This is a genomic window from Vreelandella zhanjiangensis DSM 21076 (assembly GCF_000377665.1).
In the GTDB taxonomy this organism is placed as follows: Bacteria; Pseudomonadota; Gammaproteobacteria; order Pseudomonadales; family Halomonadaceae; genus Vreelandella; species Vreelandella zhanjiangensis.
In genome coordinates this window covers 137,046-156,456 of record NZ_KB898654.1, presented here as the reverse complement: position 1 = coordinate 156,456, position 19,411 = coordinate 137,046, and the positions used below count along the sequence as shown (strand labels likewise).

Here is a 19,411-nt window from a genome sequence, read left to right as displayed (position 1 = left end):
GAACTTTGGCTGGGGAGGGATATACTGTTTATCTCTAATTTCATTGAGTATTTGTTTTTACCAGTGGCGCACTTCTCGCTTGGTCTCTTTAAAATGAGGTATTCATGTTTGATCTTTATATCGCCAATAAAAACTACTCTTCATGGTCGCTACGCCCCTGGGTGCTGATGAAGGCGCTCAATATCCCCTTTAACGAGCACGTTATGCCATTTGAAGGCGGGACCGGCGTAAGCTACGCCACCTTTAAACGCTTTTCGCCCTCAGCGTTAGTACCGTGCTTGGTCGATAAAGATATCGCCGTGTGGGACTCGCTTGCCATTATTGAGTATGTGGCCGAGCAGCACTCTAAGGTGTGGCCACAGGATGTCGCAGCACGCGCCTGGGCACGCTCGGCCAGCGCCGAAATGCATAGCGGCTTCGCGACCTTGCGAAATGAATGCCCCATGAACTGCGGGGCGCGCGTTGCGCTTGATGATTTATCGAGTGCTCTCAAGGCCGATATGGCGCGGCTGGATGAACAGTGGCAGCAGGGGCTTTCACGCTTTGGCGGGCCTTTTCTAGCCGGTAAAGACTTTACCGCGGTGGACGCCTTTTACGCGCCTGTCGTATTTCGTGTGCAAACATTTGGTTTGCCGCTGAGCGAAGCATCCCAAGCATACGTAAAACACATGCTGGCACAGCCAGCCATGCAGGTGTGGTACCAGGACGCACTTGAAGAGCGCTGGCGTGAGCCCAGCCATGAAGCAGATACGCTAAAGCAGGGTACGCTAACCGCCGATTATCGTAAGGCCTGCCCATAACCGGCGATGCATCAGGTAAACTAGGCTTTGTACGAAAACTGCTTGCGCTCGACCATACGGCGTTAAAAACCAGATCAAAATACTCATTTACACAAGTAAACTCCGTTTTTTCACTGATTTTTTCCTTGTCTGGTCTTCGCTCAGCTACTTTTCGCGCAAACCCTAGCGAATATTTACCGATGGAAAAACCCATGGCCCTTAGCGCAACGCCTTATAAAGTCGATATCAACCTCACCGATTTGGATCGTGGGGTATATGAAACGTTACGGTTTACCGTGGCTCGTCACCCTTCTGAAACAGAAGAACGGATGAGCGCGCGGTTAATTGCCTATGTACTTTGGTACAGCGAAGCGATCGCGTTTGGGCGCGGGCTTTCCGATGTGGATGAACCCGCTCTGTGGGAAAAAAGCCTGGATGGCCGAGTACTCCACTGGATTGAAGTAGGTTTGCCGGATGCCGAGCGCCTGACGTGGTGCTCGCGGCGTGCCGAGCGGGTATCGCTGCTTGCCTACGGGCGTATTGATGTGTGGGAAAACAAAGTGTTACCCAGTGTGACCAACCTTAAAAATGTTCACGTGGCGGCCTTGCCTCAAGAAGCGCTGGCAACCATTGCTCAAAACCTGCCTCGGGCGATCAACTGGGCCATCATGGTTAGTGAAGGGTCGCTGTTTATCACTGATGAAACTGGCCAGCATGAAATTACTCCCCAGTGGCTTTTAGGCGATCGTTAAGCTTCCTTGGGCAAGTTCTACTACGCTCTTACTTAGCCCAGCTGCTTAAAGGTCCTACTACGCTATAAAAAAGCCAGGATTAGGTTTTTTTAAGAAAAGAGCTTTAAATGGCGTTTGTTTAAGATAATTAGCCTCGTTTGCTTGCTATCTTTTTGCACATTTACATACAATCAGCAATGTTTGTTGGCGTCTGGTTAGGCGTCAACACGGTTTGCCCTTCACTCAAGGAACGAGCAATGCACAAATCCTGCCTGCCTGCCTGGCGTCTGCTTCCCCTTGTAGCAGCGATGAGCCTATTGCCTGCTTTCGCTCATGCAGATAACAACGTTATCTCCGTCAAGCATGAGAACGATGGTCTGGCGAGTAACGATGATGGCCACTTTACCAGCGGTTTCGAGCTTAACTGGGCCTTCAAGCCCAGCCCTGAAACCTGGACCCAGCGTTTAGCCACCTCGCTGCCTGATGGCCTGATCAGACAGGCAGATACCGTGGCCTTTCGGCTGGTGCATCAAATTTATACGCCAGATGATATTAGGCGTTCCGAGCTGATTGAAGATGATCGCCCTTATGCTGGCCTGGTGTATGGCGGCCTATCGCTTTATGAAGATATACCCATGGGGCGCTGGCAGCAGGCAACGGATCTGCATTTAGATATCGGTCTGGTCGGGCCCTCATCACTTGCCGATAGCGTGCAGCGTGAAGTGCACCGTTTTACCAATAGTGATCGACCCAGCGGTTGGGACAACCAGCTAGGCGATGAGCCGCTGCTTAACGTGACCATGCGCCGCCAGTGGTGGCATAACGTTCCGCTGGCAGGTAAGCGCTTTGCTCATGGTCCTAGCCTCAGCGTGGCGCTGGGTAACCTTAATACCTACGCAAGCGCCGGCTATAGCGTACGTTGGGGCGATGATGCCAGTGGTATCCCGACGCTAACGCCCAACCCTGGAAATCGTGGCCGGATGACAAGCACCACCGGCTGGCAGTGGTACTTATTTGCTAACGTCGAAGGCTACTATGTGGCACATAACCTAACGTTGGATGGCAATGTGTTCTCCAGCAGCCACTCGGTTGATAGTAAGGAGTGGGTGGGCGAAGCCTCGGCAGGTCTGGCACTTGCCTGGGATCAGTGGCAGGTTACCTACGCGGCCGTAGAGCGCACGCGAGAGTTTGATGGCCAGGAACAGCAGGATAAATACGGCGCCGTTACGCTATCCCGCAGCTTCTAACGGATAAAGCTTTAATCATTAGGCGAGTCCAGGCGCAATGGAGGCAGAGCAAGATGCCTCCATGCGACTTTTCGTACAAACCCTAAGGGCATTCGTTATGGCAGCTGACGAGAAACCCCATGGCTAATACTTACCTACATACCCCAGATGGGCGCTATTTTGTCGCCAAAAACCGCTTGTGGCGCTGTACTAATCCACACTTGGATGAAGATGAAAGACAAGCCCACGTCAATGAGCTCATGAAGGCTCGCCGCGCGGTAAAAACCGCCAAGCAGCAAGAAGATGATGAGGCGTTACGCCAGGCGCGCAATAACGTACAAGCCGCCAAAGAAGCATTAGGCGAACGTGGGCCTGTCTGGTGGGACGATAATGCGCCCGACGAAACCGGCGTTGCTCCGCATAACAGCTCATATGCCGATTGGTGGCAACGTCAGTCCGACTGAGTTCTTAATATCTTAGGTTTCCAACCTGGCAGATGCCGCCAATTGACGCTAGCTTATCAGAGGCAAAAGACACTCAATATTCGGCACTTAATGTGCCCGCTAACAAGGATGTTATTAAGCCTATGTTTTTTAATGGTTGGGAAAACCTCTTTCGTACGCTGATTGTCGGTTTACTGGCTTACGTCGTATTGGTCATTTTTCTACGCCTTTCAGGCAATCGCACGCTTTCGAAAATGAATGCATTTGACCTGATCGTGACCGTTGCATTGGGCTCGACGCTTGCGACCATTCTGCTTTCCAAACAGGTGGCGCTGGCGGAAGGGGCGCTAGCTCTGGGGCTACTGATTTTTCTTCAGTTCGCGATTACCTGGTTGAGTGTACGTAAGCGGTGGGTAAAAAAGCTGGTGACCGGTGAGCCTTTAATGCTGCTTTACCGCGGTGAGTTTCTTACCCAGGCACTGCACAAGGCGCGAGTTACCCAGGATGAAGTGCGAGCGGCCATACGCAGCAACGGGCTAAGCAGTGTTTCAGCCGCCCATGCGGTTATATTGGAAACCGACGGCTCATTAAGCGTGGTAAAGGAAAGCGACGAACACGATCACTCAAGCCTTAAAGATGTGCGCCACTCCTCACAGTAATCCATAAACCCTTAAGCGTTTACTTATAAACATTCCCGAGGCCTGCCAGCGGTGGTAATCTGCGCCGCTTAACTATTCCTAAGAACATCCGCTAAGGGCTTAACGTGACTATTAAAGCAAACTTGTCGATTTTCGACATCATTGGGCATCTGCTGCTGTGGCTGGTGCTGAGTATTCTTACCCTTGGGATCGCGCTGTTTTTCTTTCCTTACTCGTTTGCCCGTTTTGTGATTAACCGCACGTCCGTCATTGATCAAACCACGGGTGCCGAGCGAAAAATGGTGTGTGATATCAATATTTTCAGCAATATTGGCCACATCATCTTGTGGATACTGATTTCGCTGGTGACCTTTGGGATTGGCTATATTTTTTATGTTTACCGGGTATGGAACTACGCGTTAAATAATTCCCGGGTGCAGTAGTATCTTCCATGTAAAAAAACGGCCTCCAGGGGCCGTTTTTTTATTGCTGCGCTATCTGATTGAGTTTTGGGCTGTGAAGCGGTGCCTTATCGTTTAGAGCTTATCTTGGGTTTTAAGCTCAAAGTCACTGGCATCGTGGCGTTCATGTAGCTGCTCGCTGGGCTCTCCAAACGTGCGGTTCACCATGCGGCCACGCTGAACGGCAGGGCGTGCATCAAGCTCATCAGCCCAGCGCATGACATTCTTGTAGGTATGGGCTTCAAGAAATTCAGCCGCTTCGTATACGCGATTTTTTACCAAGGCGCCATACCAGGGGTGAATCGCCATATCGGCGATAGTGTACTCATCTCCCGCCATATAACGGTTATCGGCCAAGTGGCGGTCCAGCACGTCTAGTTGGCGTTTTACTTCCATGGTGTAACGATCAATGGGGTACTGGTATTTTTCCGGGGCGTAAGCGTAAAAGTGGCCGAATCCGCCGCCTAGGATGGGGGCGCTACCCATTTGCCAGAATAACCAGGAAAGGCACTCGGTACGTTTGGCCGGGTCGCTGGGCAAAAACGCTGAAAACTTCTCAGCCAGGTAAAGCAGAATGGCGCCTGACTCGAAAACACGCTGGGGCGGGTTGGTGCTATGGTCCATCAGCGCAGGAATTTTTGAGTTGGGATTCACCTCGACAAACCCGCTGCCGAACTGGTCGCCGTCACCGATCTTGATCAAGTGAGCATCATACTCGGCGGCTTCAATGCCTTTCTCTAAAAGCTCCTCAAGCATGACGGTCACTTTAACGCCATTAGGGGTGGCCAGTGAGTAGAGCTGAAGCGGATGTTTTCCCACGGGCAAGGGCTTATCGTGAGTCGGACCTGCAATGGGGCGGTTAATGTTGGCAAACTTGCCGCCATTGCCGGGTTCCCATTTCCAAACGCGCGGTGGGGTGTAAGAAGTATCGCTCATCATAGCCTCGCTGTGTTGTTTCATGGGCAGTGCCAACATGGCAAAAAAACGGTTACTTAAGCTGCTTTAGGTTCTTTCGATGTTCTAGATACTTTAAATGTTCTAAGTACTTTAGATACGGTAGGTACTTTATGAGGGTAGTAAAAAGCTGGTACAAGGGGGGAGGGTTATTAGCCGGTTAATAAAATAATTCATGGTGATTCAAAAAGGAGACGAAAATGCAGGTTATTGGTGTGCTGGGCGGCATGAGCTGGGAATCAACGCAAAGTTATTATCGCGCTCTGAATGAGGGCGTAAAGCAGGCGCTAGGCGGCTTTCACTCCGCCAAAATTGTGCTGATCAGCGTCGATTTTGCCGAAATCGAAACCCTGCAGCAGCAAGGCGATTGGGATAAAGCAGGCGAGCTCCTGGCTAGTGCTGCGCAAAACATCGAACGGGCTGGCGCGGATTTTCTGCTCTTGGCAACCAATACCATGCACAAGGTGGCGCCGGCTATCGAACAGGCTATCGGTATTTCGCTGCTGCATATCGCTGATGCGACTGCTGAACAGTTAATGCAAGATGGTATTACCCGCGTGGGGCTGTTGGGTACGCGCTTTACCATGGAGCAGGATTTTTACAAGGCTCGCTTGCAGGACGCATTCGGTATCGAGGTGGTTGTGCCTGATAGTGCCGAGCGCGAAGCGGTGCATCGGATTATTTTCGACGAACTGTGCCAGGGGAAAATCAATAGTGACTCGCGCGAGCGCTATCTCGAAATTATCGATAGCCTGCATCAGCAGGGCGCTCAGGCAGTCATTCTGGGGTGTACTGAAATCGCGCTACTAGTAGAGCAGGCGCATACTCATGTGCCGCTTTACGATACCACTGCGCTGCATGCAAGCAGGGCAGTGGCACGTGCGCTTAAAGGTTAGCCCTATCAGAAGCTAACGTTGGAAAACTTAGGCAAGCGTCAGAGTTACGTCGATGTTGCCACGCGTTGCGTTGGAGTAAGGGCAAACGACATGGGCTTTGTCAACCAAATCCTGGGCTACGCTCTTTTCAAGGCCGGGGAGGCTGATAGTAAGCTCGACTTCAATGCCAAAACCTGTGGGAATAGCGCCGATACCCACGCTGCCTTCAATGGCAGTGTCTTGCGGAAGCTTTACTTTTTCCTGGCTGGCGACATGCTTCAATGCACCTAAAAAGCAGGCGGAGTAGCCCGCAGCAAACAGCTGTTCCGGGTTAGTGCCTTCACCGCCTGCGCCGCCTAGCTCTTTAGGCGTGCTGAGTTTGACATCCAATGCGCCGTCAGACGACTTGGCTTGGCCTTCACGGCCACCGGTGGCTTTGGCATGGGCACGGTAGGCGACGGTTTCGATAGACATAGCAAGCTTCCTTTTATGTTGTTGATCAGAGTAACTGGGTTTAATTTAGTGCAGCTTTATTTTGCGCGCAAGATAAATTTCAATAAACCTTCTTAAAGTGCGAGAAGGGCTAGTCGATTTTTTGTAGGTTATCGCGTAGCTGTACCAAGTCTTCTTTTAGCTGTGTCAGGGTTTCTATCGATTTTTCACTGGCATTGACTATGCAGCTAGGAATATGACGCGCCTGTTCACGCAATTCACGCCCTTTATCGGTTAAAAATAGCTCCACGATGCGCTCATCCTGACGATTGCGTTGACGAATCAACAGCTGATCGCCTTCAAGACGCTTAAGCAGCGGCGTTAGCGAGCCTGGGTCGGTCAGCAGGCGCTTGCTCAATGTACCTACCGTTATGCCGTCTTGCTGCCATAACACCAGCATTGCCAAATATTGCGGATAAGTAAGCCCTAGCTCCTTTAGAAGCGGTTTATAAATTTTTGTCATCGTTAATGAGGTGGAGTACAGCGCAAAACATAGCTGATGGTCTAACTCCAACTCACTGCAAGGTTCTAATCGACAGGGTTCTAACGCGGGCATATCGGCTCCTGGACGGGATGCGTTGGATTAATGTAGCGCGGCCAGCCTTCGCTGACCAGACCTAGACGTTGGTCTTGAGTTGGTGGTTTTGTTTTGACATGGATAATTTGGCTCGCTAACCTGCATTTATTATGTTACCGGTAACACGAAAATCATCTGCGTATTATCCAACTATTCACGCGGCTATCTATAGGGGAGCATATACCTATAGGACACCATATAGATTATGGTTTTGTATATTTGCTGCACAGCGTTTAAACCCGGAGAGATAAACCAATGGACGCCGTTTCTCATCGTATTTTGGTCATGGGGGTCTCTGGCTGTGGAAAGTCACATATTGGCCAGCAGTTGGCGGCGGCTCTGAACGCCAAGTTCATTGATGGTGATGACTACCATCCGCCAGCAAATGTCGCCAAAATGGCCAGTGGAACGCCACTTGACGATGACGACCGCCAAGGCTGGCTTGAGACGCTGGCTGAGCTTTTTGCCGACCATCGCCAGCAAAATGTTAGCGTGGTGATTGCTTGCTCTGGCTTGAAGCATCGCTACCGTGATTGCTTGCGCCAAGGAGATTCAGCGCTGCGCATTCTGTACTTGGAAGGCGACCAGACCCTGTTGCGTGAACGCCTGGAAACACGTGAGGGGCACTTCTTTAAAGGTGAGAATATGCTTGCCAGCCAGCTCGCCGATCTGGAACCACCGGGAGAAAGTGAAGCCGTCACTGTATCCATTGCGCTTTCACCGCCCGAGATCGTGAGTCGCTTTACCAGCGCGCTTAGTGCGACACTTAATCATTCATCCCGCACACCGTCACTTTAGAGGCTGGCATCCGTTTGAAGAAAAAGCGTCCCACATTACAGGATATTGCTGACAAGGTCGGGGCAACGAAAATGACGGTTAGCCGTTGCCTGCGCGCCCCTGATACGGTTTCGGAAGGCTTGCGTGAGCGTATCTTTAAGGCCGCCGAACAGGTGGGATATATCCCCAATCGGGCACCGGATCTTCTTTCGCGTGCCACCAGCCATTCGATAGGTGTGCTGGTGCCTTCGCTGACCAATCAGGTATTTGCCGATGTCATTGTAGGGATCGAGGCATACACCGAACCGGCGGGCTATTACCTAATGCTCTCACACTATGGGTATAGCCCTGCCCTTGAAGAGCGCAGTCTTGCCTCGTTGCTTTCCTATAACGTGGATGGCGTGATTCTTTCTGATCATAACCACACGCCGCGTAGCCTGCGTATGCTCGAAACGGCAGGCATCCCGGTTGTCGAAATCATGGATACACATCGCCAGCCGCTACAGCAGTCGGTGGGCTACGACAACGTCAAAGCCGCTTTTGATATGGTAAGCGCAATGATTCGCCGAGGGCGCCGCCAGGTGGTTTATCTGGCGGTACGGCTGGATGAGCGAACTCAGCAGCGCGAACAGGGCTATCGCCAAGCGATGGAAGCACACGGCCTGATACCGACTACGCTACATAGTACTCAGCGCTCTTCCTATAGCGTCGGGGCGGCGCTTTTAGAACAAGTGGTGATTAACCATCCTGATACGGATGGTATCTTCTGTACCAACGATGATGTGGCGGTGGGGGCGTACTTTGAATGTCAGCGCCGCGGCATCGATGTCCCGGGGCAAATGGCCATTGCCGGTTTTCATGGTCACGATATAGGGCAGGCAATGACCCCTCGCCTGGCAAGCGTTATCACCCCCCGCCAAGCAATTGGTAAAGCCGCCGCCAAGGCGCTGCTCGCCAGAATTCAGGGCGAACCACCGGCTGCCGATATCATCGATATGGGGTACACCATTGAAACCGGCGGTACGCTGTAGGTTCCTAGCGCAAGGCTAGCGGTCTGCGAGCTAAATGGCTAAAGTACGACGTTTCGCTTGCATCGAGGCTATCGTGAAAGTTACCCAGCTCAATATCTATCCGGTCAAGTCCTTAAAGGGCATCAGCGTTAACCAATGCGAGCTACTTTCAAGTGGGCTTGCCTGGGATCGTCGCTGGATGCTGGTCGATGCTCAGCAGCGTTTTGTGACTCAGCGCCAGCTGCCTCTTTTGGCCACGGTAGAAGTAGCATTAAACGCCGATGCTCTGGTGCTTTCACATCCCAATGTTGACCCGCTTTCAATTTCGCTTGAAGAGCCGAGCGGCAACCTGCGCATCGTCAAGGTGTGGGACGACCACTGTAAAGCCTGGCCAGAAAGCGAAGAGGTCTCCCGCTGGTTGGAAGTCGCTCTGGGTGAGTCGGGGAAAGGTCTGAGCTTGGTCCGATTTGCCACCCAGTTTAAGCGTTTGGTAGAAGCGGATTTTCTAGACGGTGGCGAAGCCGACACGCATTTTGCCGATGGCTACCCGTTCCTGGTTACGTCAACGGGCTCTTTGAGCGCGCTCAATAGTGCCCTGGAAAAGAACGGCAGCCAGCCAGTTCCCATGAATCGCTTTCGTCCCAATATCGTAGTGGAAACCGATGAGGCGTGGGCGGAAGACCGCTGGCAATCGCTACAGGAATCCACCGGCGCATTCACGTTAACCCTGCGCAAGCCATGTAAGCGTTGCAAGATCACCACGGTGGATCAGCAAACCGCCCACATCCCCGATCCCGCCGAGCCCCTTAAAACGTTAATAACGCTCAAGACCCAGCCAACGTTAAAAGGCGGGTATTTCGGTCAAAACGCGACGTTGAGTGCTGGCGACGGGCAGCTTATTCGTGTGGGGGACGAGGTGACGGCGACACACCGCGCGGTTTAAAGCGTAGCAGTTGGGTGGCGACCGCCGTGCCCAGCAGGGTAATGATCATTCCCGCCATAACCTGCAGGCTAAGCGTCTCATCAAGCAGCCAGTAGCCCCATAGCAGTGCGCTTATCGGTACTAAAAACGTAACGGTTGACGTAGCCGTTGCGCCTGCGCTGGCTAACAGGCCGAAATAAAGCAGGAAGGCCAGCGCTGTACTGAGTACGGCAAGTGCCAGCGCATTGCTCCAGGCAAGCGTGCTGATCGGCTGGTCAGGCCAAAGCAGAATGCCGGGAATCAAAAGTACCAATGCCGACATGGCGCTGCTGCCCGCGGCCAGAACCCGGGGCGGCAAATGACTCAAGCGCGTTTTTGAGTAGTTGCCCGCAATGCCGTAGCAAAACGTTGCACCAATTACCGCCAGAATAAACCAGCCGTCACCGCCTATTCCGAAATCCAGACGGTTGGCGGAAAGAACATAGACTCCAATCAACGCAAGCGCCAGCCCTAGATACTGTTGGCGTTGAACCGGCGTTGCAAAAAACAGCGCGCCTAGCAGAGCGGTAAAAATGGGCGTGGTGGCATTCAGTAATGAAGTGAACCCTGCTTCCAGACGCATGGTCGCCAAAGCTAAAAGTGAGAAGGGTAGAACATGATTTACTATACCCAGCAATAACAAAGGCCCCTTGTGCTGCCAGATTAACCGCAGGTAGTGAAGGCTTAGCAGTAAGGGAATCAGCAATAGCGCGCCAACGCCCATGCGGACCAGTATCAAAGGAATAGCGCCAAACTCCGGCGATGCGACGCGCATGAAAATAAATGACAGGCCCCAAAGCGACGAGAGCACTGCCAGGCGTAGCGCATCAGCTGATGACATGGCGAATCCTTATAATGAGTAAAGGCTTGGGGGCGTTCCCTTGCGGCGGTCATGAGTCGTTAACAAGCCGTGCGGGCATGTATAACCTATTTGGCCCTGAGGTTATGGCAACGTTAGCCTAGCCGTTCAGCATAAGGGGGTTCACGCGGTGGGGGAAGTGGCTTAAGGGATTGGGTTCGGCAGTGCGCCAAAAATCAGCTACGCTAAACAGGGGTGTCAGTTCGCTTCAGGCGAATGGCGCTTTTACCCGGCTTATAGGTAGTGATTAGCCGGGTCTATCGTTATTTATGCACAAGGAGTTTTTCATGGATCGTAAAGCTAGCGCACGTTGGGAAGGTGGACTGAAGGATGGCAAAGGCACCGTTTCAACCGAAAGTGGCGTTCTCAATGCTAACTACTCCTTCAAAAAGCGTTTTGAAGATGAAAAAGGCACCAACCCGGAAGAGCTGATTGGGGCCGCTCATGCCAGCTGTTTTTCAATGGCGCTTTCCATGATTCTTGGCGATCAGGGATATACAGCGAATGCAATTGAAACCAGCGCGAGCGTTACCCTAAAGCAAGATTCTGAGGGCTTTAGCATTTCTAAAATTCATTTGGATGTCGTTGCTGATATCGACGGTGCTGATGAGGCAAGCTTTAAAGAAGCGGCAGAGAAAGCGAAAGCAAACTGCCCCGTGTCAAAAGTATTAAATGCTGACATTAGCATGACGGCCAAATTAAAAGGCTAACGTGTTTTGATATCAAAACGCCCTTCTTTAAAGAGGGGCGTTTTTTATGTGCCCTATTATTTATACGCTTTATGAATGGGTAGCTTTATTAATAGGTAAAAAACATAAGCGATAGATATAAAAAACAATAGACATAAAAAAGCCCCGGCATATGCCAGGGCTTTTATGAACTAACAATAACGGATTAGTTATTGTTGGCTTCGAGGTTGTCGCCTGCATCGCGATCAAACTCTTCAGCCTCTTCAAGAGCTTCTTGTGATGCATTTACGCGAATTTCATATTCGTCGTTATCAGCATTTTGTGTCAGTTCGAGTGAATCCCACTCAATGGCCACATCTTTTTCACCCATACCAAGGAAGCCGCCAACGCCAACAATTACAGCTTCAATCTGGCCGTCTTCATTGATAATGAGATCGTTGATGGTGCCGATGTTTTCATCGTCTTCAACGCTGCTTTGAACATTGTTACCCGTGAGGGAGTCAGCGTAGAACGTGCCTGCTGGCGCGCTGGTCATGTAAGTCGCTTCAGCAGTTGAAGTAGTAGTAGCGGTGTTTTCTTCAGCGCTCGCGGTACCAGCTGCCAGCATGAAGGCCGGAACCATTAGGGTACCAATAAAAGCAGATTTGATCATTTTCATTACTCTTGCTCCTTGCACTTGTATGAAGGCGTAACGTTTCTACGTTGGTGCCTCAATCAATTAATAGCGGCTGATAGTTCATGAATGACATTGGCCTAAACCAATGTGATGCCTCTTTGTGACTGATCATTTGGTGACTAGTCATCGCTCCCTGAAGCTTGCATTCCTACGTAACATCCTTATTACGTTTTTAGCCAACTATTACTCCTAAAATAAAATTGCGAATCGCTACGGGGATAGTTATCGCTGCCAAGCGCCTCACTGCGCTAAGACACTTATTACTGTAGACGCTATGGCCAGCATTTCAATGATTTTGTTAAAAACTTTTGTTAAGGCTTCTATAAATATCAAACGGTAAACGCTTAAGAATAATGATTAAACAGGGGTTAAAGCAGCAATGAGCCCACGCTTAGAACAGTGCCTGACGAGGGGGCGCCGGGCACTGCAACCGGCGATTAGCGGGCAGGATCCAGCACTCCTCCGAGCGAAGCATTGCGCCTGAACCAGCCGGCAATGCTCGACCTCGGGTGATGGGTTGGCAGCACTTCATGAGGGGTCGTCTCTGATAAGAAGCATGCGAAGGTTCCCGCTTCAGGAATCACGCGAGCCACTTCCTGGCTTGGGTCGTCGGGGTGGTAAATGACCATTTCACCACCGCCATCACTTGGCCAGTGAGGGTTTAGATAACCTACGGTTGAAATGACGCGATTAGCGCGGCCGCGAAAGCTATCCAGATGACGCTGATAAAAAGCGCCCGGCGGGTAGTGAGCGAAATGGGCTTCATACTCAAATAGCCCCAGAAACAGCGCCTGATTGAGTAACTGCTGGAGTTCACCCATGGCGTTCAGGTAGTGGCGCTGGGCTTCACTTTCACGATCAAGCCAGTGAATGGCATCGCCACGAATATCCTTGCGCAGGTGGTGTTGTCGGCCACGCCCGACCCCTGCTTCCTCAAGCGCATCATGCTCCGCCATATGCGAAAGCTCACGGTGCAGAGCCTGGCAAAGCTCCAGATTGATAACGTCCTGGCCCACGTACCAGCCTTGTTCTACCAGGGCATCCACGATTGCCCCTTGGGCGGCGGGGGTAAACACAGGCGACGTGGTCGAGTTAAAAGACATCATTTGCGCATACTCTTGGGCGTATCTGAATGAAGGCCCGTTGATTGAGGAAGCCGGCTTTTACGTTCCGGGTAATGCCGCAGCGCCCCTGGGGGCTGCTGATATAAATCGATGGACATACCAAACCCTTCCGCCAGTAACTCCACCAGCATCATCGCGGAAAGCCCCCAGATGATATAGCCATCGACATGGTAACAGGGCACATAATGCGGCACGCCATCGACGGGGATAACATCGGTATGGGTGCGCCGGTCTTCTAGAAAATGGCTAAGCGGCACCTCAAAAATAGCGTCTAGTTCGCCTGGGTCGGCTACCAGCGGTAAATCGGGAGGGATAATGCCCACCCAGGGGGTTACCCGCAGGCCGTGTAGTGAAATAACATCCGATAAGCGTCCTAGTGGCTCGACCAAGGCAGGATCGAGTGCGATCTCTTCTTGCGCTTCGCGCAGCGCCGTGGCGTAAAGATCTTTATCTTCCGGCTCACGCTTGCCGCCTGGAAATGCGACTTGGCCACTGTGAGTGGTTAAGTGGCTCGCCCGGCGGGTAAAGAGTAGCGTGGGCGATGGGCGATCAACCACGGGTAGCAATACCGCCGCTTCCTGCATCGTAAATTGATCCAGCCGTTGCGGGGTGAGCTGTTGCAGGTTTTTGCGCAGATTCTCTAACATGAGGTATCCAATCACTTTGTCTCTTTTTACCCAGCAGTGGTCATACGCGTCAAGCACGCGGTAATCTTTGCTATTTAGCCGTAGGAACACACCATGAATTTTTGCAGCCAGTGCGGTGAGAAAGTACGTTTTGCCGTTCCCGAAGGCGATGACAGGTCACGCTATCTATGTGATGCCTGCGGTACTATCCATTATCAGAATCCGCGTATTGTGGCGGGTACATTACCGGTTAGTGGCTCCAAAGTTCTGCTCTGTAAGCGTGCTATTGCACCGCGTAAAGGCTACTGGACACTGCCCGCTGGCTATATGGAAAATGCCGAAACCACCCAGCAGGCAGCTACTCGGGAAACCCGTGAAGAAGCTAATGCTGAGGTGACACTGGCAGACCTCTATACGCTGATTGATCTGCCGCACATTAATCAGGTGTACATGATTTTTCGCGCCGAACTGGTGGGTGGCTTTAGCGCAGGCGTTGAAAGCCTGGACGTCGCCCTGTTTGATGAGCACGAAATTCCTTGGGAGGAACTTGCCTTCCCCACCATTGAACGTACGCTGCGCCACTTTTATCACGACCGGCCTTTGGGGCACTTTCCGCTTCACAGCAGCACTATCACCCCAGAAGACCGTGAACGCTACTTTGGCAGTGCCTGAGTGCTAACGACGAAGATTCGCTAAAGAGCGCGGCTAAAGATCGTCGAGCTGCCAAACATCGTAAGCGACTTCTTCATATGGGTGGGCGAGCTTCAGAGCAGCAATGGCGGCGTGGATGCACGAATCTTTACACACCAGCTCTACTTTAAGCTCTTCAACGTATTCAAGCTTACCCACCTCGCCAATATGCGGGTGGGCGCCTTCAATCGGACGAAATTGGCCGCGGCCCTGAGTTTGAAAACAGCAGGCCTCATAATGACCTATGCGCCCGGCACCGGTTTCAAAAACCGCTTCCTTAACGCTTTCTGCATCGTCGACAGGGACAAAAAACGCTAGCTTGTACATGCCGTCACTCCTGTTAACAATGGGCTAAATATAACCATGAACTAGATAGCATCATAGCGGATAGACAGCTTCTGGTCGTGCCGGTGGCGTTGAGGGGAGAGCGCTACTTGTTGTGTAGGGTTGGTCAATAGAGTAATCGGTAGGTTCATCAATGGAGTTGTAAACACGAGCGGGAAACCAATCAATGGATAAATTTGAGGTTAAGCTGGATCAGGCGGCAAGAGCGGCCTGGATGTCATACGTTGGCGGGCTAACCCAGGACGAGATTGCAAGCCAGTTAGGCGTCTCACGGCCTGGCGTGCAGCGTCTTTTAGCGCTGGCGCGCCAGGAAGGCATGGTCAAGGTACATATTGATCATCCCATTTCGACGTGCATGGCGTTGGGCCGTGCGCTACGTGACCACTTTGGGCTGACGTTTTGTGATGTAGTGCCCGCTGAAAAGAATACCCCAGACAGCGCCACGTATTACCTGGGTGTTGCTGGAGCCGAGCGCATCGGCAAGCTGGTTGAGCGCAGCCAACCGCTTACCCTTTCGCTTGGCAGCGGGCGCTCTGTGCGTGCGGCGGTCGAGGCGCTTGACCGTATGGAGCGGCCCCAGCACCGCTTTGTGTCGCTGGTGGGTAATGTAGCTCGTGACGGCTCGGCTAACCGTTACGACGCGGTGATGCTATTGGCGGATAAAACCGGCGGTGAGCGGTTTTTACTGCCGGCGCCGGTGGTGGCGGAATCGCTTGAGGAAAAAAATGCGATGTTGTCGCAGCGCCTGTTTCAAGCCATTGCCACGGTAACGAAAGAGGCCGAAGCGGCGTTTATTGGCGTCGGGCGCATCGATCGCCGGGCCACACTTTTTCAGGACCACTTTATCAGTGAGCGCGAGCTTGATGAGCTGTTGGAGCTGGAAGCAGTGGGGGAACTGCTTGGTTGGCCGTTAAATAGCCGGGGCGAGGTGATTGATTGCTCGATTACTCGGCGTGTTACCAGCCTGCCGCTAGCGCAATTCGGCAAGCAGACGATAGTGGCGATTGCGGGAGGATACGCTAAGGCCCCCGGTATTCACGCAGCCCTTCAGGGCGGTTGGTTAAAAGGGCTGATTACGGACGAAGTAGCCGCCCAAAACATTGTCGAGCGACTCTAACCCACTTCAAAAGCGGGTCTTTAGCAAGTCGCGTAAGCGTAAAGTCTAAGCCATTGAGCTTTGATTTTTTTTGGTTTAAGTACGATCATTTGTTCGGAACATGATCAAAATGATCAGGCGATAATAATGCCAATACCTGCCAAAGGAGAGCTTTATGCGACTCGCGCGTCACTTGCCTGTGACCACCTTAGCGGCAGCCATTGCGATGGCTGGCCATGCTCAGGCCCAAACAGAAATCACCGTTGCCACCGTTAATAACAACGATATGGTGATCATGCAGAGCTTGACCGATGCGTTTGAAGAGGCGCATCCGGATATCACGCTGGACTGGGTGGTACTGGAAGAAAATGTTCTTCGCCAGCGCATGACCACCGATATTGCCACCGGGGGCGGTCAGTTTGATGTGATGACCATCGGCGCTTATGAAGCACCGATCTGGGCAGAGCGCGAGTGGCTTGAGCCCCTGGATGACCTACCTGACGAGTACGCCGTAGACGACTTGTTGACGTCCGTACGCGATGGCCTAAGCCTTGATGGCACGCCCTACGCACTGCCGTTTTATGCGGAAAGCTCGATGATGTACTACCGCAAAGACCTCTTCGAGGAAGCCGGTATTGAAATGCCCGAACAGCCGAGCTGGAGCGAGGTGCGCGACTGGGCCGAGCAGCTCCACGGTGCGCAGGAAGGAGTGGCGGGTATCTGCCTGCGTGGTAAGCCCGGCTGGGGTGAAAACATGGCCTTCGTCACCACGCTGGTAAACACTTACGGTGGCCGCTGGTTTGATGAAGAGTGGAACCCCGAGCTCAATTCTGAACCCTGGATGAATGCCATCGAATTCTATGTGGACCTGCTGGGTAACTATGGCCCGCCCGGCGCCAGCTCCAACGGTTTTAATGAAAACCTGGCGCTATTCTCACGCGGAAACTGTGCGATGTGGGTAGACGCTACTTCCGCGGCGGGAACGCTTTATGATGGTGACGAATCCAGCGTTGCCGACAACCTTGGTTTTGCCCCAGCACCGGTGGCACAAACACCCAAAGGCTCGCACTGGCTATGGACCTGGGCGCTGGCGATTCCTGCCTCTTCCGAACACAAAGACGCCGCTAAGCAGTTCATAACCTGGGCGACATCGCAGGAATACATTGAGCTGGTCGGTGAAACCCATGGCTGGACCAATGTACCGCCGGGTACTCGCGAATCCACCTACGCCAATGAGCAGTACACGCAAGCCGCGCCTTTCGCTGATTTTGTGCTGAGCGCGATTCAAAATGCTGACCCAACCGATTCCACGCTAGAGCCGAACCCTTATACCGGCGTGCAAATTGTCAATATCCCCGAGTTCCAGGCGATTGGCACCCAGGTAGGGCAGAGCATTGCCGCTGCGTTAACCGGCGACACCACGGTAGAGCAAGCGCTAAACAGTGCCCAGCGCGCCACTGAGCGCACTATGCAGCGAGCGGGTTACAACGACTGATATAAAAAAGCGCCTACCCGCTACGCGGGTAGGCGTGTTGTGACGGTTTCTCGTTGGTTTTTTCGCGCAGGTATTCCCATGACTAAAACACGTGCTTCTGGCCGCACGGTCGGCGGACTTAGAACGTTATCGCTTCAAGCCCCCGCTGTGACGCTGCTGTTGCTATGGATGATCATACCGTTAGGCATGACGATATGGTTCTCCTTTCAGTACTACAACCTGCTGATGCCGGGCATGAGCGGCTTTGCAGGTGTTGAAAACTACGAGTATCTGCTGACCGACCCCGCACTTTGGAAGGCAATGGGCAATACCTTGCTGCTGGTAGGCTGGGTATTGGCGATTACCGTAGTGGGCGGCACGCTGTTGGCCGTCCTGTTTCAGCAGGACTTTGCCGGGCGCGGGATTGCCCGAGTGTTGGCGATTTCACCCTTTTTTGTGATGCCCACCGTGAGCGCACTGGTGTGGAAAAACATGATGATGCACCCCTCTAACGGGGTGTTGGCGTGGTTGGCAAACTCACTTGGTTTGCCTGCCGTTGATTGGTTTTCAGCGCTGCCGTTAACCTCCATCGTGATCATTGTGGCATGGCAGTGGTTGCCCTTTGCGCTGTTGATTCTGCTCACCGCGATGCAGTCCCTGGATGAAGACCAGGTCGAGGCCGCGCGGATGGATGGTGCCGGGCCTATCGCTATTTTCTTCTTTATCACGCTGCCCCATCTAAAGCGGGCGATCAGCGTGGTGATCATGATTGAAATGATCTTCCTGCTGACCATTTTTGCCGAAATTTTTGTGACCACTTCGGGCGGACCTGGGCTTGCCACAACTAACCTGGCCTATCTGATCTATATGCGGGCACTGCTTGATTTTGATGTGGGTGTCGCCTCAGCCGGTGGGGTGATCGCGATTATCCTGGCCAATATCGTGGCGATTTTTCTGGTGCGAATGGTTGCCAAAAACCTGGAAGACTAGCGAGCGCCCTGGGCACTTGGAGAATACAAATGACACTACTACGTTCCAATACCCCAGCGCAGGCCATGCCCAGTGCTAATGCCAGTGCCGGCGCGGGCCGTGGGGCTGCCAGCATGAAAATGCTGTTGATCACCGTGCTGGGCTGGACGGTCGCCCTGGTGATTTTCTTTCCGATTCTCTGGATGATACTCACCGGCTTTAAAACCGAAGCGGCCGCGATTGCCGACCCAAGCTTTATTTTTTCGCCCACGCTTGAAAGCTATGAAGCCGTTCAGGCGCGTTCAGGCTATGCGCGCTTTGCGCTCAATAGTGTCGCCGTCGCGTTTGGCTCGACTTTTCTGGCGCTATTGATTGCCATTCCTTCTGCCTACTCCATGGCGTTTTTACCCACCAGACGCACCAAGGGTACGTTGCTGTGGATGCTCTCCACCAAGATGTTGCCCCCCGTGGGTGTGCTGGTGCCGATTTACCTGATTTTCCGTGATGTCGGGTTACTCGATACGCGCACCGGGCTGATCATTATTTACACCTTAATGAACCTGCCTATCGTGGTGTGGATGCTTTACACCTTTTTTAAGGATATGCCCAAGGACATCCTGGAAGCCGGGCGAATGGACGGTGCGTCGACCCTGCAGGAAGTGTTCTTTCTGCTCTTGCCACTCACTCTGCCCGGCATCGCATCTACCGGGCTGCTGTCGGTGATTTTGAGTTGGAACGAAGCGTTTTGGAGTCTTAATCTCACGTCTTCCAAGGCCGCTCCGCTAACCGCGTACATCGCCTCATTTTCAAGTCCTGAAGGGCTTTTCTGGGCCAAGCTCTCGGCGGCTTCCACCATGGCCATTGCCCCCATCCTTATTCTTGGCTGGATGACCCAAAAACAAATGGTACGTGGCCTGACCTTTGGCGCCGTCAAGTAAA

Annotated in this window: 24 protein-coding genes; 16 read left to right on the top strand and 8 right to left on the bottom strand. The window is 52.6% G+C overall.

What is annotated here, in order from left to right; all coding sequences use genetic code 11:
* The first annotated feature begins 104 nt into the window (after nt 1-104).
* The 6 genes from D467_RS0116920 (at nt 105) to D467_RS0116895 (ending at nt 4,260) form a co-directional block, all read left to right on the top strand.
* Nucleotides 105-800, top strand: coding sequence for a glutathione S-transferase family protein (locus D467_RS0116920; protein ID WP_018918728.1), 696 nt, complete (start codon nt 105-107; stop codon nt 798-800).
* 191 nt (nt 801-991) lie between these two features.
* A complete protein-coding gene (locus D467_RS0116915; RefSeq protein ID WP_018918727.1) occupies nt 992-1,531 on the top strand; it encodes a YaeQ family protein in 540 nt (179 codons plus the stop codon).
* Between the two features lie 236 nt (nt 1,532-1,767).
* A complete protein-coding gene (locus tag D467_RS0116910; RefSeq protein WP_018918726.1) occupies nt 1,768-2,757 on the top strand; it encodes a lipid A deacylase LpxR family protein in 990 nt (329 codons plus the stop codon).
* 119 nt (nt 2,758-2,876) lie between these two features.
* Nucleotides 2,877-3,200 carry a hypothetical protein gene (locus D467_RS0116905; protein ID WP_018918725.1) on the top strand — a complete coding sequence of 108 codons (324 nt, stop codon included), beginning with the start codon at nt 2,877-2,879 and terminating at the stop codon, nt 3,198-3,200.
* A gap of 122 nt (nt 3,201-3,322) precedes the next feature.
* Entirely contained in the window at nt 3,323-3,838 is a 516-nt protein-coding gene (locus D467_RS0116900) for a YetF domain-containing protein (RefSeq protein ID WP_018918724.1), read from the top strand.
* A gap of 104 nt (nt 3,839-3,942) precedes the next feature.
* Nucleotides 3,943-4,260, top strand: coding sequence for a DUF6693 family protein (locus D467_RS0116895; RefSeq protein ID WP_018918723.1), 318 nt, complete (start codon nt 3,943-3,945; stop codon nt 4,258-4,260).
* A gap of 93 nt (nt 4,261-4,353) precedes the next feature.
* Here D467_RS0116895 and yghU read toward each other — a convergent pair whose 3' ends face one another.
* The gene (yghU, locus tag D467_RS0116890) at nt 4,354-5,214 is read right to left on the bottom strand and encodes a glutathione-dependent disulfide-bond oxidoreductase (RefSeq protein WP_026285817.1); all 861 of its coding nucleotides are present in this window, start codon (nt 5,212-5,214) and stop codon (nt 4,354-4,356) included.
* Nucleotides 5,215-5,432: 218 nt separating this feature from the next.
* On the opposite strand from yghU, the gene D467_RS0116885 reads away from it, so the two are divergent.
* Nucleotides 5,433-6,128, top strand: a complete 696-nt coding sequence (locus D467_RS0116885; protein ID WP_018918721.1) for an aspartate/glutamate racemase family protein — start codon at nt 5,433-5,435, stop codon at nt 6,126-6,128.
* A gap of 27 nt (nt 6,129-6,155) precedes the next feature.
* On the opposite strand, the gene D467_RS0116880 is transcribed toward D467_RS0116885, so the two are convergent.
* Both D467_RS0116880 and D467_RS0116875 read right to left on the bottom strand, forming a co-directional pair.
* Nucleotides 6,156-6,581, bottom strand: coding sequence for an organic hydroperoxide resistance protein (locus tag D467_RS0116880; RefSeq protein ID WP_018918720.1), 426 nt, complete (start codon nt 6,579-6,581; stop codon nt 6,156-6,158).
* Between the two features lie 109 nt (nt 6,582-6,690).
* Complete coding sequence (locus D467_RS0116875; protein WP_018918719.1) at nt 6,691-7,155, bottom strand: MarR family winged helix-turn-helix transcriptional regulator; 465 nt, start codon at nt 7,153-7,155, stop codon at nt 6,691-6,693.
* Between the two features lie 276 nt (nt 7,156-7,431).
* Between D467_RS0116875 and D467_RS0116870 the strand changes: the two genes are divergently transcribed.
* The 3 genes from D467_RS0116870 (at nt 7,432) to D467_RS0116860 (ending at nt 9,906) form a co-directional block, all read left to right on the top strand.
* A complete protein-coding gene (locus D467_RS0116870; RefSeq protein ID WP_018918718.1) occupies nt 7,432-7,974 on the top strand; it encodes a gluconokinase in 543 nt (180 codons plus the stop codon).
* A gap of 14 nt (nt 7,975-7,988) precedes the next feature.
* Complete coding sequence (gene gntR / locus D467_RS0116865) at nt 7,989-8,984, top strand: gluconate operon transcriptional repressor GntR (RefSeq protein ID WP_026285816.1); 996 nt, start codon at nt 7,989-7,991, stop codon at nt 8,982-8,984.
* Nucleotides 8,985-9,057: 73 nt separating this feature from the next.
* Nucleotides 9,058-9,906 carry an MOSC domain-containing protein gene (locus D467_RS0116860; RefSeq protein ID WP_018918716.1) on the top strand — a complete coding sequence of 283 codons (849 nt, stop codon included), beginning with the start codon at nt 9,058-9,060 and terminating at the stop codon, nt 9,904-9,906.
* Here D467_RS0116860 and D467_RS0116855 read toward each other — a convergent pair.
* Entirely contained in the window at nt 9,860-10,765 is a 906-nt protein-coding gene (locus D467_RS0116855) for a DMT family transporter (RefSeq protein WP_018918715.1), read from the bottom strand. The genes D467_RS0116860 and D467_RS0116855 overlap by 47 nt on opposite strands.
* 305 nt (nt 10,766-11,070) lie before the next feature.
* Between D467_RS0116855 and D467_RS0116850 the strand changes: the two genes are divergently transcribed.
* On the top strand, nt 11,071-11,493 hold the full coding sequence (locus tag D467_RS0116850) for an OsmC family protein (RefSeq protein ID WP_018918714.1): 423 nt from the start codon (nt 11,071-11,073) through the stop codon (nt 11,491-11,493).
* Between the two features lie 184 nt (nt 11,494-11,677).
* Here D467_RS0116850 and D467_RS0116845 read toward each other — a convergent pair whose 3' ends face one another.
* The 3 genes from D467_RS0116845 to D467_RS0116835 all read right to left on the bottom strand — a co-directional run bounded on the left by D467_RS0116845 (nt 11,678) and on the right by D467_RS0116835 (nt 13,919).
* On the bottom strand, nt 11,678-12,130 hold the full coding sequence (locus tag D467_RS0116845) for a PRC-barrel domain-containing protein (protein WP_018918713.1): 453 nt from the start codon (nt 12,128-12,130) through the stop codon (nt 11,678-11,680).
* Between the two features lie 455 nt (nt 12,131-12,585).
* Nucleotides 12,586-13,254, bottom strand: a complete 669-nt coding sequence (locus tag D467_RS0116840) for a 2OG-Fe(II) oxygenase (protein WP_018918712.1) — start codon at nt 13,252-13,254, stop codon at nt 12,586-12,588.
* On the bottom strand, nt 13,251-13,919 hold the full coding sequence (locus tag D467_RS0116835) for a CoA pyrophosphatase (protein WP_018918711.1): 669 nt from the start codon (nt 13,917-13,919) through the stop codon (nt 13,251-13,253). Before D467_RS0116835 ends, D467_RS0116840 begins: the two co-directional genes overlap by 4 nt.
* Nucleotides 13,920-14,012: 93 nt before the next feature.
* Between D467_RS0116835 and D467_RS0116830 the strand changes: the two genes are divergently transcribed.
* Nucleotides 14,013-14,570, top strand: a complete 558-nt coding sequence (locus D467_RS0116830; protein ID WP_018918710.1) for an NUDIX hydrolase — start codon at nt 14,013-14,015, stop codon at nt 14,568-14,570.
* A gap of 33 nt (nt 14,571-14,603) precedes the next feature.
* Here D467_RS0116830 and D467_RS0116825 read toward each other — a convergent pair whose 3' ends face one another.
* Nucleotides 14,604-14,915: a YqfO family protein gene (locus tag D467_RS0116825; RefSeq protein WP_018918709.1), complete on the bottom strand. Its 312-nt coding sequence runs from the start codon at nt 14,913-14,915 to the stop codon at nt 14,604-14,606.
* Nucleotides 14,916-15,099: 184 nt separating this feature from the next.
* Here D467_RS0116825 and D467_RS0116820 point away from each other — a divergent pair, with 184 nt between their 5' ends.
* The 4 genes from D467_RS0116820 (at nt 15,100) to D467_RS0116805 (ending at nt 19,410) form a co-directional block, all read left to right on the top strand.
* Nucleotides 15,100-16,050: a sugar-binding transcriptional regulator gene (locus D467_RS0116820; protein WP_018918708.1), complete on the top strand. Its 951-nt coding sequence runs from the start codon at nt 15,100-15,102 to the stop codon at nt 16,048-16,050.
* 154 nt (nt 16,051-16,204) lie between these two features.
* Nucleotides 16,205-17,524 carry an ABC transporter substrate-binding protein gene (locus tag D467_RS0116815; protein ID WP_018918707.1) on the top strand — a complete coding sequence of 440 codons (1,320 nt, stop codon included), beginning with the start codon at nt 16,205-16,207 and terminating at the stop codon, nt 17,522-17,524.
* Between the two features lie 78 nt (nt 17,525-17,602).
* On the top strand, nt 17,603-18,493 hold the full coding sequence (locus D467_RS0116810; RefSeq protein ID WP_018918706.1) for a carbohydrate ABC transporter permease: 891 nt from the start codon (nt 17,603-17,605) through the stop codon (nt 18,491-18,493).
* Between the two features lie 29 nt (nt 18,494-18,522).
* Nucleotides 18,523-19,410, top strand: coding sequence for a carbohydrate ABC transporter permease (locus D467_RS0116805; protein ID WP_018918705.1), 888 nt, complete (start codon nt 18,523-18,525; stop codon nt 19,408-19,410).
* The last annotated feature ends 1 nt before the right edge of the window (nt 19,411 follow it).